The organism is Paraburkholderia piptadeniae (assembly GCF_900007165.1).
In the GTDB taxonomy this organism is placed as follows: Bacteria; Pseudomonadota; Gammaproteobacteria; order Burkholderiales; family Burkholderiaceae; genus Paraburkholderia; species Paraburkholderia piptadeniae.
The window spans coordinates 4,153-16,908 of the sequence record NZ_CYGY02000134.1; the positions used below are offsets into that span (position 1 = coordinate 4,153).

12 protein-coding genes and 1 pseudogene are annotated in these 12,756 nt (G+C 59.7%); 8 read left to right on the top strand and 5 right to left on the bottom strand.

The window, feature by feature from the left end:
* The coding region (locus tag BN2476_RS49020) for an LPD7 domain-containing protein (protein ID WP_328590449.1) at window positions 1-1,765 on the top strand (1,765 nt) is incomplete at its 5' end.
* Window positions 1,766-1,949: 184 nt separating this feature from the next.
* Window positions 1,950-2,363 (top strand): PH domain-containing protein, encoded by a 414-nt coding sequence (locus tag BN2476_RS42530; RefSeq protein ID WP_227747146.1) that lies wholly within the window; start codon window positions 1,950-1,952, stop codon window positions 2,361-2,363.
* 382 nt (window positions 2,364-2,745) lie between these two features.
* Here BN2476_RS42530 and BN2476_RS42535 read toward each other — a convergent pair whose 3' ends face one another.
* Together BN2476_RS42535 and BN2476_RS42540 are read right to left on the bottom strand one after the other, a co-directional pair.
* Window positions 2,746-2,964 (bottom strand): DUF6566 family protein, encoded by a 219-nt coding sequence (locus tag BN2476_RS42535; RefSeq protein ID WP_087740127.1) that lies wholly within the window; start codon window positions 2,962-2,964, stop codon window positions 2,746-2,748.
* Entirely contained in the window at window positions 2,964-3,311 is a 348-nt protein-coding gene (locus tag BN2476_RS42540) for a hypothetical protein (RefSeq protein WP_227747147.1), read from the bottom strand. Before BN2476_RS42540 ends, BN2476_RS42535 begins: the two co-directional genes overlap by 1 nt.
* A gap of 415 nt (window positions 3,312-3,726) precedes the next feature.
* Here BN2476_RS42540 and BN2476_RS42545 point away from each other — a divergent pair, with 415 nt between their 5' ends.
* Entirely contained in the window at window positions 3,727-4,014 is a 288-nt protein-coding gene (locus BN2476_RS42545; protein ID WP_227747148.1) for a hypothetical protein, read from the top strand.
* Window positions 4,015-4,071: 57 nt separating this feature from the next.
* On the opposite strand, the gene BN2476_RS42550 is transcribed toward BN2476_RS42545, so the two are convergent.
* Complete coding sequence (locus BN2476_RS42550; RefSeq protein ID WP_087740128.1) at window positions 4,072-4,410, bottom strand: H-NS family nucleoid-associated regulatory protein; 339 nt, start codon at window positions 4,408-4,410, stop codon at window positions 4,072-4,074.
* A gap of 601 nt (window positions 4,411-5,011) precedes the next feature.
* Window positions 5,012-5,314, bottom strand: a complete 303-nt coding sequence (locus BN2476_RS42555) for a hypothetical protein (protein ID WP_143811210.1) — start codon at window positions 5,312-5,314, stop codon at window positions 5,012-5,014.
* A gap of 83 nt (window positions 5,315-5,397) precedes the next feature.
* On the opposite strand from BN2476_RS42555, the gene BN2476_RS42560 reads away from it, so the two are divergent.
* The 5 genes from BN2476_RS42560 (at window position 5,398) to BN2476_RS42580 (ending at window position 11,396) form a co-directional block, all read left to right on the top strand.
* On the top strand, window positions 5,398-6,609 hold the full coding sequence (locus BN2476_RS42560) for an N-6 DNA methylase (protein WP_143811211.1): 1,212 nt from the start codon (window positions 5,398-5,400) through the stop codon (window positions 6,607-6,609).
* A gap of 315 nt (window positions 6,610-6,924) precedes the next feature.
* The gene (locus tag BN2476_RS42565; RefSeq protein ID WP_143811212.1) at window positions 6,925-7,815 is read left to right on the top strand and encodes a phosphoribosyltransferase-like protein; all 891 of its coding nucleotides are present in this window, start codon (window positions 6,925-6,927) and stop codon (window positions 7,813-7,815) included.
* Window positions 7,812-9,779, top strand: coding sequence for an ORC-CDC6 family AAA ATPase (locus BN2476_RS42570; protein WP_087740132.1), 1,968 nt, complete (start codon window positions 7,812-7,814; stop codon window positions 9,777-9,779). The genes BN2476_RS42565 and BN2476_RS42570 overlap by 4 nt, the downstream gene beginning before the upstream one ends.
* Entirely contained in the window at window positions 9,776-10,699 is a 924-nt protein-coding gene (locus BN2476_RS42575; protein ID WP_087740133.1) for a hypothetical protein, read from the top strand. The genes BN2476_RS42570 and BN2476_RS42575 overlap by 4 nt, the downstream gene beginning before the upstream one ends.
* 178 nt (window positions 10,700-10,877) lie before the next feature.
* The gene (locus BN2476_RS42580) at window positions 10,878-11,396 is read left to right on the top strand and encodes a hypothetical protein (RefSeq protein WP_143811213.1); all 519 of its coding nucleotides are present in this window, start codon (window positions 10,878-10,880) and stop codon (window positions 11,394-11,396) included.
* 648 nt (window positions 11,397-12,044) lie between these two features.
* Here the strand turns inward: BN2476_RS42580 and BN2476_RS42585 are convergent.
* Window positions 12,045-12,756, bottom strand: a pseudogene (locus tag BN2476_RS42585) (hypothetical protein); the annotation flags it as partial.

The window sequence follows — 12,756 nt, forward strand, 5'->3', positions numbered from 1 at the left end:
CCAAGCCGACCGAATTGACGAATTGCGATGGACTGGCGATCGCGAGCGAGCGGGAAGAGGCCGGTTAGCCCCAGGCAATCCGTCGCTGCTCGACGTAATCACCGCGCGCATGTACGGCGTGTGGGACACGGCGGACGATGCGGGTCGGGCGCAGCTGACGGCAACGGCCGCTGACAAATTCATGCGGGCCGGTGGACCGTTTGACGATCGCGGACAACCGGGTGAGCCGTTCGGGCTGAATCCTGCCTTCGGCGGTGGACAGGTGCCGAAGGATTTCGGTCCGAACGACTCCATCCGCCATCTCACGGATGTCCCATCACTGGATGCGGTCGGGTCGCTTCCCTTTGATCTAGCAGCGCGCGAGGTCAATGAGATCGCCGCCACCTTCAACTCGCGCGCGAGGCCATCGACCGGCCGGAAAGCCGATACCGTTCGCGACCAGTTTGCACGGGACCTCGTGGAGTCGCGCAGTACCCGAAGCGAGCGCACGAAGTTTGCGGAGATCCGGGCGACACTTGATGCGAGCCGGTTGCTCGCCGCACTGGCGCATTCGCATGGGCTGATCGTTGACAAGTACAGCATCGGCAAGGGCGCCGACGGAGGTGACCGTATCCGCGCCGGTGCACGCAATCTGAACGTGTCCGACTTCCTGACCAAAGAGATGAGTCTCTCCTGGGCGGAGGCCGCACAACTGTTACGCGGCACGTATCGTGCGCAGACCGGACGCAGCCCCGGGCATGCGCCGCGTCATACGCCTGAGCGTGACCTGTGGGTTGAATTCCAGCAGTGGCGTACCGCGTATCGCGACGGGCTGCGCCGCGCGTGGGATGAGCAGACCCAGCGCGAGAAGAACCAGCGTGGTGCGATCAAGGCAGTCTTCTACAAGGCTCGCAGCACCTTGACGGATCGCAGGGATCTGTCTGCACTCGAGCGGCGAGATCAACTGTCAGCCGCACGCGTGACGCGCCTTGAGTCCGAGGCTGCGCTACGCGATCGTATCGCAAAGGAACGTGACGCGCTCAAAGGTGCAGGGCGGCAACCAGTCACCGACCAGTACCGGGATTTTCTGCAGGAGCGCGCGCAGGCTGGTGACACACGGGCGCTACGTGAACTGCGACGCATGCAGCAGGTCCTCCAGCTGCTCCGGCGTGCGGACGACGAAAACATTCTGACCTTCAATGGACCCTTGCCCGGTCCAGGGCCAAGGCCTCACGCTGACCACAACGAACTGATCTACCACGGACCGTCAATCACGTACGAGGTGCGGCCGACCGGTGAGGTTGACTACCACAAGGATGGCGCGGCGTTCCTCGTCGACGAGGGGCGCACGTTGCGGTTATGGGATAGCGAACGCGAAGCAATCGAGATCGCGCTGCGTTTCGCGCAGCAGAAGTTCGGCGCCACGCTATCGCTGTCCGGTCCCGAGGCTTTCCAGGCGGCAGCGGCACGGGTGGCCGCTGACACCCGCATGCGTATCGTGTTTGAACAGCCGGAGCTGGAGCACATCCGCCAGATCCGACTTGCCGAGCTCGATGCCGAAGCAGATGAACGCCGGGCGGGGCAGCGCGAGCGCGACGCCTGGGAGCGTGACGAGCTACGCAAGACAGTACGTGAAACGCAACTACCTGTCGGTCGCGATCCGCCCACCCCAAATGGGGACACCCAGCTGCCTAATGATCCCGATGTGTCCGATCCCGGTTCCGCTAGCGGTCCCACTACCGGTCAGGAGAGCGGGCCCGCCAGCGGACCCGACGTCGAACAATGAACCATCCACCCAAGAGGAATCGAATGCCCCGGCTTGCAACCGTGAACCGCGAACGTGCTGTGACTGTCGTCGAAGAGATCATTTTCAGCGGTACGCCGTCGCAGGTCGTGAATCTGCCTGCGTATCTCAAAGGCGTCGTTGGCGCGATCATCGTATTCGCCGCCTTTCTGTACGCGGCAACCCGTTGGCCCGTGCCGTGGTATGCGCTCCTGATTGCGTTGGTGGTCATAGCGGCGAGTGTCGTGCTCGCGTACCTGCGAACGCCTGCACGGAAATCATCATCGACGCCGCGCGAATTACCTGCCGTCAGGGCATTTTCAGCCGGCGGGTCGAGAGCCTTGAGCTCTTCCGCATCCAGGATGTGACGTCGCTGCATCCGTGGTGGCAGCGACCGTTCGGGATCGGCATCGTGATCGCGCTGACCAGCGACTCGAACAACCCGCACTGGCGTTTGCCAGGGATGCGTGATGCGGAGCAGTTACGCGATAGCCTGAACCGTGCGGCGATCGCGCTGCGCGACGCGAAAGGCATTCGGGAATTCAACATGGGCCGGATCCAGGTGGACGACTTCTGCGCTATCGTTGCAGCAATCAGATGACCTGTCGCTGGAGCGGGAATGTTACCGACACTGGAAATCAATGAAGGTCCGGGAAAGAAGCCCCGTGTGCTCGTTCTCGAGGTCATGGATCGCAACAAAACGGATCGTCGCGTGATCGCCCGATTGCTCGTCGAGCGCGAGACGCGATATGAGCGCTACGCGGACGGGTAGCTGGATACGGCGCACATCGAGCTCTCATACCGCATGATCGGCGTACCCGTCGCGCCGGCGAGCGGGCAGGGTGAGCTCAGGGGCTGCTATTCTGCCGTGCATAATCGCGTTTCCGTGACAGCATCGTTAGAAGCACTGCTGGTTCCTGCTCGGGGATCCCGTCAAGGATGACGGCGTCTATGAGAAGGGCGACGGGACGACGGGCGGCACATCAGTTGAAACTATCCACCCATGCGCGCGCCCATCTGAGCCCGGCCAGCTCTGCCTCGTCTTCCGTGCCGAACTCGCCGAGTACACCCGAAGCTTCAACGACCTTGTTGTCCAGCGTGATCGTGCCGCTGGCAGCGTAGCGTTCGCGCTGTGAACTTTCCTTCTGCTGGAGGATGGCATGTCCCCAGAGCGTGTAGCCCTTGTGTTTTTCGCTTCGCATCAGCGTTCGACCTCAGCCCGTGCGCGACGTCCATCGACGCGAAGCACATTGCCCTCAGGTGTCATCTGGCGCGGAATTTCTTCATACCGCGGCTCATGAGCGCGGTGCTCGACGGCCGTGACGGATGCTTTCGGGCCTGGCGCCGCCGCGACGACCCGGTGACGCAACCCGTGGTGCGCAATGCGGACACCCGCGCGTCGATGCTTCGGCGTCTTGTAGATGGATTGTCGCGACTGCATTGCACTGTGCGCTTCGGGTGGATTCCATACTTCAACGTAGCGCGCGCCGGCAAACGCGGGCGATCCCATTGCCAGAAAGAACAGGCCGTACCTGATTGTCTTCGTCATCCGCCTGTTCTCCTGGAGAGGTGCGATGTGACATGCCGGTTTCGAATACTGAGCGACACAGTCTGACGCCGATATGCTCGCGTCACGCTCTCGATCGATGAATATTCGAGGCGCGGATACTACCTGCGCGAGCAGTACATTTTCGCATGTGAATGCAAGCCTGCATTTGCCGGCGCGATAGAATTATTTCGCTAGAATGACTGCAGTGACACTTGCATTGATACACGAAATGAGTTCAAAGCGACGCGGGACCAGTGCTTCCGGATCCCGGAAGCACCTCACGAAGGCAATGTTATTGCCGATGGCAGAGGCGTCTGTGCGCGAACAGTCACTGTCTTCTCATCTTGCTCTCGTCGCCTGCAGGGATGGTCACGGGAACCGGCATCTGTTTAACGAACTGATGAGGACCGTATATATGGCGTGGTTTCTTCAGCAGGAAGGTTACGGGAAGGAACCCGTCGGGAGCTTCAAGACAGCGGAATATGCTGTGGAGGCTGCGCTGGAACTAGCGCACGTGTCGGATGAATGGGTGCTCGCGGAGGATACTGTTTCTGTTTTCGAGCGCCTCCTCGCGCTACACGATTCGCAACTCGCGAGCGCACCGCTCCACAAGGTCATTCACGCGGAGAAACGTCTCAGGCAGTTTCTTGCAGGAACCGCGAGTTCGCCTGTTCCTGAGAACGACCCGGCAGATATGTCGTAGCACACCCTGTCAGTCCCGGTGGTGCTGAATACCCAGATGCACTGCGGAGCGTGGCGATCACGTTGCGTTGAAAAGATCGAGCTGGCGAGGATCGACGGTTGCCTGAGCTACTGTGGGTTGCGTTGCAATTGGCGTCGATGCGCTCGGCCTTGTTTCGATCCGGAAGAATTCAGGACTAACGCCGGCGTTTTTCGCGGCGAGCAGCCAGTCGGGCATGTCGCCGACCCCGTTCCACTCATGTCCCCGTGCATCGCGGTATAGAGGCGGGTGCGCCTCGTCGTGCTTAATCGAAGCGGCCAATGCTTCGATCGAGATACCAAATTCTTCCATGCGACGGCGGATCCAGATGATCAGGCGATCCCTGGCTTCACCGTCGGCGATTTTAATTCCTTTCATGAGATCAGTTGCGGAGTGTGATGGCCCAAAGTATATCCGCACCGACCGAGGTCGTTCCGCTGCCCCGCATCGTGCCGTGACTTCTCGACGCCTGAACGTACGCCACATATGGGTTCGACTTCTGCTCGATGTGGATGGTCAGTGTCCGCCAAGCGACATCGACTCTAAATAAGAAAACTTATCTTAATAATGTCATCGAGACACACATTTTCGGAAAAAACGTGAGCTCGCCGTATAGCGGCTGACGCGTCGGCAGCTCATCTCGCCACCGCGCCGCTTACGCTTTGAAACAGAGCGTTGGCTGCATAGGCGAATAACGGGGCGTAGCGGCGCATGGAATACCTGTAGGTTTGTGTCAGCTCTGACCTTTCCCCTCGGAAGTGACCTTAGCAAGGACTCGACCTGCACAACGATCCTCCTGCCGGAGGCCAAGGCTGTGCGGTATAGTGACCTCAAACGCGACATGCCGCATTGGCCAGCGTGGTTTGAGACGTTGCTACGCCCGATGAATAGCGGACGGGAGTTTGGAGTTGCCAACGCCCGTTTGCGCTCGTCAGCCTCGATCCAAGTGCATGACGCGAATCTCGGCACCGCTCACACACTACTGCGCCTCAAGCAGGACGAGCAGCGCGCGCTTCTTCGCCTCGGATAACTGGAGAGCCTTATTGATAATATCAACATCAATTTTCGATTGCGAAGCGGAGGCAGGCAGCCCTGCGGAGAAGTACCGCTCGCCTTCGCCCGTAATCAACCAGTGCAGGTTGACGGCATGCTTCTTGGCGAGCATTGTCAGCCGGGAGATGTCCGGCAACACCTTTCCGGCACGCACAGCATGCATCGTCGACGAGTTCTTATAGTTGAGGGCCCGCGAAGCGGCAGACATCGACAGGTCCAGTTCATCCATCACAGCGACGAGTCGCTTGGAGACAGCTTGTGACACAGTCGGGGATCGTTGCGTACGTGGCATATTGGTGATAATATCAAAATATGGGTAGAGCCGACAAGTTCAAAGACACGCTGGGTCAACACATGACCCCGGAGCCAGTGGCCAAGCTCATCGCTAGCGAGCTGCGTGGGCCCATCACTTCGGCCGTGGATCTGGCGGTGGGCGACGGCGCCCTGTTGCTGGCCATCGCGCGCCGATGGCGGCAGGCCAGCCTGCACGGCATTGACTGCGACGAGTTGCGGATCATCCGCGCCAAGGCCGCCGACGGCCGCCTGCGCCTTCGTCTCGGCGATGGACTATCGACGCGCTTCCCCGCACTCCGACAGGTGCCGCGCCGGCGGATAGCTGTCGTCGGCAACCCTCCGTTCCTGTCGACTAGGGCCACGAACGAGAATCGCGCATGGCTCGATGCCGCCTTCGTAGGCGTGGAGTCGCGGCACGGCGTCCGGCGCTTGGAGATGGCATTCCTCGCCAGAGCCTTGGTCGAGGCGCGCAAGCGTCAAGGCCTGGTCGCCATGCTGATGCCGTCGCCGTTCGCGTCGGGCGTGCTCTACGGCCCGTACCGCCGCGCGCTGCTGGCCCAGTACGGCGTCGTCAAGGTCATCTCTATCGAAGGCACGCGGTTTCGCGACACCGAGGCATCAACGGTGCTGCTGATCATCGACACGGCCTTGAGCTCGACGACGAACGTCGAGATCAGCCGCTACAGCCCCATGGAAGGCAAGACCGTTCTTCACAGCGGGTCCGTCGCCGATGATGACCGGTTGGATGCGCGGTACTGGAGCGCCGCGGGGTTGCGCCTCACCGGCGCTCCGACGCTTGGCGAATGCGGCGTGGACGTGACGCGTGGCCGCTATTGCAAGGCGGATGCCAACCGCATGAAGCGTGCGGTACTGCACACGACGGACCTGTGCCGCGTGTCGGGCCCGAGCATCGAGCTGCATCCGCTGTCGGTCGATGACTTCGACGACGCGGATGTGCTGGCCGAGGCGGGTGACATCCTCTTGAGCCGAACGGGCACGCGCGTGCGCTGGGAGCCCGTGGAGGTCAAACGAGGGGTCGCCCCCATCACCGACCATGTGCTACGCATTCGCGCTCCAGAGTCGGTTCGACGGCAGGTGATCGAGTCATTCATGCACCCTGCGTTCCCCGCCTGGCTGGCCAGCGTGACCAAGGGTGTCTGCGTCTCGGTCGTCACCAAGCAGGAACTGCTGAAGATGCCTTTGTTCGCGGCTTCCACCGGCCTAGGCTAGAGCGCCAGCGCTGCGCCGGAGACCCGCCCGCGCCTCCATCGTTCTGCCCCAGAAGTAACTTTGCATGAGTTCACGATGTTCTATGATCGAATCTGCTCGGACAGCAGGCGATCATGGGACGTAAGGGAATCGAGGTCGTGGTGAGAACCCAATGGCTTCCGAATTTACTGCTTGAAGAACACGAGGACGTCGCCGACCATGTCTGCCGACGCGATCATCAAAGCAATCCGGGCTGTCGAGCTTTAGCGCTGCCCGCTGTGCTAGGCTAGTCCGTTGGGGGTGGGCAAGAACATCCCACGTTGCTCGGGGAGGAGCATGGAAAGAGACGAGCGGCTCTTCATTGACGGCACCAAGGCGCGTGTGCAAAAGCTGATCCGTTGTGGAGCCTGGGAGGGCATGGACCATGGACGCTTCGAAAGTTGGTTCAACCAGTTCGTGGCCCGGCAAAAGGAGCTGCTCGGTGCGTGCCTGCTGGACAACTTCATCTTTAGGGGCAAGGGACAAGTCGAAGCGTTGCTGAAGGCGGCTTTGTGCAGCCCGGCCATGCTGACCCCGGCAGCCAAATGGGACGGCGAGGTCGTCGAGGCCCTGAGCAGACGGCACGTCGACCCTGGGATCCGGTTTGCGCCGGTCATTCGGCTGGACCAACCGCCGACGAAGTCGGGCACTTACGTGCTGCGTCGCCTAGCCAAGTCGCTGCGAATCCAAGATAAGTGGATGCTGTGGCCGCAGTCCTTGGCAGAGATGCCCAACAGTGTCCACACTGTGGTGCTGGTGGATGACTTTTGCGGTAGCGGCAAGCAGTTCTCCGACTTTGTCACACTGACCGGCTTTGAAGAGGTCATGCGCGCACGGCCCGAATGCCGGATCGTGTACCTCACGATCGCTGCACACTCGTGTGGCATCAAGAAGGTCCAGGATGAGTTTTCCCGAGTCGAATTCATCGCCGGTGAGATCCTTACGCCGCAGCACGGCTTTTTTGGCGGTGAGCGCCTGGCACGGATCAAGCTGAACGGGATCGAGGAGCGACTCAAGGCGGACTACGACGCCATCGCCAAAGAGGTCAGCCTCGGAGGGAAGAATATCGGCCCGTACGGTTTCGAGGAGCAGGGGCTGACCTACGCCTTCGACCATGGAACCCCCAACAACACCCTACCGATCTACTGGTACGCCAGTGAAGATTGGACCCCGTTGGTGAATCGATGAACAAACTTGCTGCCGCGCAGGCATTCGCGAAGAACCGCTCCGAGGAGGGGGAACTCGATCTCTGGGGCGAGTTCGTAGTGCCGCTGTATTTTGACAAACTGTCGCTGGACGAAATCCGTAAGCCCATCGTTTTTGAAGGCGGCCGCGGGTGCGGAAAGACGACCCTGTTACGATATCTGTCCCACGCGACCCAGTTGAGTCCCAAGCGGAAAATCACCAAAGACACGCTTCCAAAGCAGCTTGGTCTATATCTGCGAGCTGATACGCGATACCTCCGCGCTTTCCAGGGGGATGCACTAGAAGAAGGGGATTGGCAGAAAGCTTTTGAACATGACTTGTGCCTGATCATTGTCGGCGAGCTGCTGTCCACGCTCAAAGCGCTGACCCTGCCAAATCGCATTGCCGAGTTCAACGAGGTCCAGCATGTCAAGCTGACGAGCTTTACCGACTTTATCGGCGATGCGCCGGTAGAGCCGTCAGCGCTGCTTGCTCATGTGAAGCGGATGCGCAATCAGTTGGCCATGTGGCTGAACAACCCCGAGGACGAAGCCAAGCCGAGGTTTCTCCCACTTAAGCAAGTCATCCTTGCATTCATCGATGACATTCGCGTGCAGGTGCCGCAATTAGGTAGCACCGTATTCTTTGTTTTTCTGGACGAATACGAAAATCTGCTGCCCTATCAGATGCGGATCATTAACACGTATCTGAAGCATTCGGGAGATCCGCTTGTATTTCACGTCGCCACCAAGAGAAACGGCATGGCGACACGGGAGACCTTGAGTGAAGAACGGATTCAACAGAGCCACGACTTCAATGTTTTTGACGTGGAAGCCCACTTGGAAGCGGACTTCCAGCTCTTCGCGGCCGAGTTGTTCTGTTTCAGGCTGCGTAAGAAGGGCTTCAAGGTTGGCCCCGATGCAATCTCGACGGAGTTGCTGTGCTCGCCGTCCGACCTAGCTCAGCGTCGAGAGGATGAGGACTACAGGCGCGCCACCGTGGACGCGGCGCGTCGTATCCTGCCAAGCAGAAGAGGCGTCGAAGCCGCTCGATCTGTTCTCAAGGAAGGCGGACTTCGGAACAAGCTCAAACAACAGTTAGATGAGGTCTTGGGCCGAGCGGAAGACTCTTTGAGGGCCGACTTGTTCCTGCGCGATGACGTGCCGATCGAATCCGTCTGCACGGGCGCCTTGCTGCATCAAGGTAAGGACCCAAAGATGGTGCTGATCGAACAGGAGAAGGCCGCGTTGGGCGAGGCGTCGAAGTTCAAAACTGCCGACTGGTCACATACCTATTTCCAAGGCTGTCTGTACTACCTGTATCTACCGCAGCAAAAGCCTTGCATCCTTTATGCAGGTTTTGATTCTTTCCTTAGTATTTCTAGGGAAAATGCTCGCCATTTTCTTGAACTTTGCCACTTGGCGATGCTAGATGTCGAGCTGACGGCGGAGGGAGATATCATGCCCATCGAGCCCGAGCTGCAGGCTGCAGCAGCGCGGGCGGCCAGCGCGGTTTTTATGAAGGAGACCCAAGGCTCAGGTCAATATGGCAACCGGCTATTCCACGTGGTCAACACGCTGGGCCAAATTTTCAGGCTATCACATGCGAGGCCGTCGCAAAGTGAAGCAGAGCGAACGCATTTCTCGGTTTCCAGCGGAGAACTGAGTGAGGAGGCCAGCACGATATTGTCCGAGTGCATTAAATGGTCGGTACTCTTCGAGGTAAAGGAGACCAAGGTTAAAGACACCAAGCTCTCCTATGCAGATTTCGTACTGAATCCCATTTTTGCACCTCACTTCGGAATCTCGTACAACAAAGGCAGAAAGCTCGACATCAAGGCTGACGACGCCACGCGGCTACTGGTTGGCAGTCGCGACGAGATGAATATGCTCGTCAAGGGCTATCAGAAGACCTGGAAGCTCGATGAGGGCGAGCAGCTTTCCCTTTTTGATCAAGGCAAAGCGTGAGAGTCAGAACCTACTCTTCGACGGACGAGCAGCACCAGTTTGGCGAGTTCCGCTGGGACCTCGCCTTCGTCGGCGCTGACCTCGACGAGCGTTCCAGGGTGGCCATCGCGTTGGTCAACTCGGCCGCCAAGGAGTCGCACCAGGCTGAGTTCACCGTCGAGCAGCCCCACCGACTGCGGGTGGGCGCCCACCTGCTGGGTCCAAAAGAATTGGCCAAGCTGGTTGGCAAGGCTCGTTCGCTGGTTTTGGAGACCACCACGCTGGGCATGGTCGAGGTGCTGCAGTTCTTGCGCGCTGCACGGGACGCCAACCTAGACAGCGTCGACTGTTTGTACGTCGAACCCAAGGACTACGAGAAAGACACCTTCCTGGAATCCTCCTGGTCGCGCGACTTTTCCCTCAGCGACAGTCACCGCGTGGCGGGCGTGCCACCTTTCTTGCCGATGCAGGCGCAGTTGGCCGATCGCAACGTGCGCCTGGTGGCCATGCTCGGCTACGAGTCCTCACGGCTGGCAGGCATCTTCGAGCAAGACCCCGAGATGGCGGCCTGGCGGAAGTTTGCGGTGGTGGGCGTTCCTGGGTACTCGCCCGGGTGGGAGCAGAATGCGCTGGCGAACAACGTGGACACGCTGGATGCACATCAGTTCCACCCGGTTCGCTACTGCTCGGCGTCTAGCGTCAGCGGTGCCTACGACCTGCTGACGCAGATCCATGCCGAAGGGCACGACGAGAACCCGCACACCACGGTCGCTCCGCTCGGCACCAAGCCGCACGGCATCGCGGCTGCCATGTTCCTAGTCGACCATTCCAGCTATCAGCAGGCCAGCTTGCTCTACGACCACCCCATCCGCGTCAAGGGCCGCTCATCGAAGGTGCGCCGCTGGCATCTCTACCGGATTGACCTGACCCACAAGCCCTAGTCTAGCAGGCTGCTGAAGTAGTGGGCTCAACTAGGTATCGCTGCCAAAATGACCAGGAAGGTGGCGCCATACACAGTATCGCGAGCGAAATCGTGGTCTCCTCTGCCGACCGATATGGAGATTTAATCGTCCTTCCGTGGCGTTCAGGCGGTCAACGAACCGCTGACGACCTGCGTTCGTGTGGGCCGACGACGCGATGCCCGTTGCGTTGGATACAATTCGCACCTCGCATTTTATGCAACGGAAGCGCTCCCAAATCTCAACAATCTGCATCCCCTTGAAAATGAACCGCGTTTGCTTATCCTGCTTCGCCGACGAAGACAAAAAGTGCGGTGACGTTCACGTCGATAGGGTCGTGGGGCGTTTGCTCGGCCAACTGCAGAAGATGCAGATTGGGCCGCTTGAGGCAATCTCCCGCAGTGTCGACGCCGTGTCGGCCGCTGGAGAGTCGTATCCAGAAAATGTCCGCCCGGCGCTTCTGGAGATGAGCCGGAATGGATGGTATCTCGACCCCGCCATGCCAATGAGCCTTCCTCGGCGGTTCACATTAGCGATGGAGGCTGGCGACGCGGCCCAAGCCGAGCAAAGTATGGTTGACCATTTTGAGCGGCGCACCGGCGGCATTCTTTCTGAATTGGTTGGGCGACATCCGGCGAGAGGCGTAGTACGCAATATAACTGTCAACACCCCGATGTAGCAGTGGCGCGGGAAGGATCGAGCGCGTTGTCACTTTTATATACCTTTGGATCGCAATAAAAGCGTCAATTCGCGTAGGGAGCGTTAAAAACCATGGGGTTTCAGAGGAGGGCGCCTAGGATTTGGGCAGTCATGGCCACCGGAGGTGGAAGCGCTGTCTCAGTGACCGATTTCGAGAAATGCGACACACCGTTCAGGGTCGCTTGCTGGCCTCACAACGGAAGCAAAACTGCCATTCGATCTAGTCGCTGGCAGACGTCAGCAAAGCTCATCATAGCCGCCGTTGGCGGATGGTCGCGCCAGCGGCTGCTTTGGCCGAAGCTGTCCAGTTCGCCTTGCAGAGGGGGCGGCAGGTTGAACGCCCGCATTTGACATAAAAACCGCTGGCGGGCAACATGACGTGACGGAGAACACCAGACAGATAACAGGCAAACGTCGAGCCGCTGGCGCCTGTTGAACGTGGACGGCTCCAACGTCCCCCGCAAAAGGTGTCGTTCCCGGCGTCCGTGGCTGCATCATCGGGTGTTGGTGCAAATTCGTGAGTCACGGTGACGGCGATTTCCCATCTCACTGGGGCCTCATGCAACCCGGCGTCAATCCAGACGAACTGGCGCTGACGACGGATCGGTCGATCGACGCCGCCAGTGACTTACAACAGGACCGCTTGCTGTAAAAGTTCCAGGGCTTTCAATTCGTCCAGTCGACCCGTGCGTGCCTTACCCGCCAGCGTCTTGATCAATGCTTCTGCTATCGGTGCAATGCCGTGGAGATTGTCCAGGCTGGTCACGATAGTGAAGGGGAGTGGAGCCGGACTTTGCTGCGGATGCGCGGAGACGGGCAACGATTCAGGCAGCGACCCGGAGGGTGCAGCTATGGCGGCCGGGACCGCTTCATCATTTTCGTCCAATGAACGGCTGGCAAGGTCGTCGGGGGAATCATTGACATCAGCTCGCGGGCTGACGACGATCGCCACCCTGTCTTCCGCGGCGTCCGCCGAAACAGGTGCGGGGCTTTCCGATGCATCGAGGGCGGTCGCACGCTCGCGCCTCGTGCGCACCTTCCCGTCGACGAGTTTCCCTTGTACGCCATCGTTCGTTGCTGGCGCAGGCGACTCATGTTGTTGAGCGGATGCGCGACCGCGCGGAGCAGGCGCAAGCATACGCGACACTGACTCTGGAATCTCGGCTTCCGTGCGTGGACTGTCTAACCAGCCAACTGGCAATCCCAGGCGCTTCGTGAACCGGTTTGTTTCGACACTGTCCATGCGCTTCTTGCCATGTAGCCGATCGGCGATGTTGAAGCCACTCATCTCCATGACCACGGCGAGTCTGACTTTCGATCCGTTGCGACTGGTGAGAAGG

Coding starts and splice junctions, on each gene's coding strand:
- BN2476_RS42535 (WP_087740127.1), bottom strand. CDS start 2,964: ATGCGAAGCGAAAAACACAAGGGCTACACGCTCTGGGGACATGCCATC.
- BN2476_RS42540 (WP_227747147.1), bottom strand. CDS start 3,311: ATGACGAAGACAATCAGGTACGGCCTGTTCTTTCTGGCAATGGGATCG.
- BN2476_RS42545 (WP_227747148.1), top strand. CDS start 3,727: ATGGCGTGGTTTCTTCAGCAGGAAGGTTACGGGAAGGAACCCGTCGGG.
- BN2476_RS42550 (WP_087740128.1), bottom strand. CDS start 4,410: ATGAAAGGAATTAAAATCGCCGACGGTGAAGCCAGGGATCGCCTGATC.
- BN2476_RS42555 (WP_143811210.1), bottom strand. CDS start 5,314: ATGGATGAACTGGACCTGTCGATGTCTGCCGCTTCGCGGGCCCTCAAC.
- BN2476_RS42560 (WP_143811211.1), top strand. CDS start 5,398: ATGGGTAGAGCCGACAAGTTCAAAGACACGCTGGGTCAACACATGACC.
- BN2476_RS42565 (WP_143811212.1), top strand. CDS start 6,925: ATGGAAAGAGACGAGCGGCTCTTCATTGACGGCACCAAGGCGCGTGTG.
- BN2476_RS42570 (WP_087740132.1), top strand. CDS start 7,812: ATGAACAAACTTGCTGCCGCGCAGGCATTCGCGAAGAACCGCTCCGAG.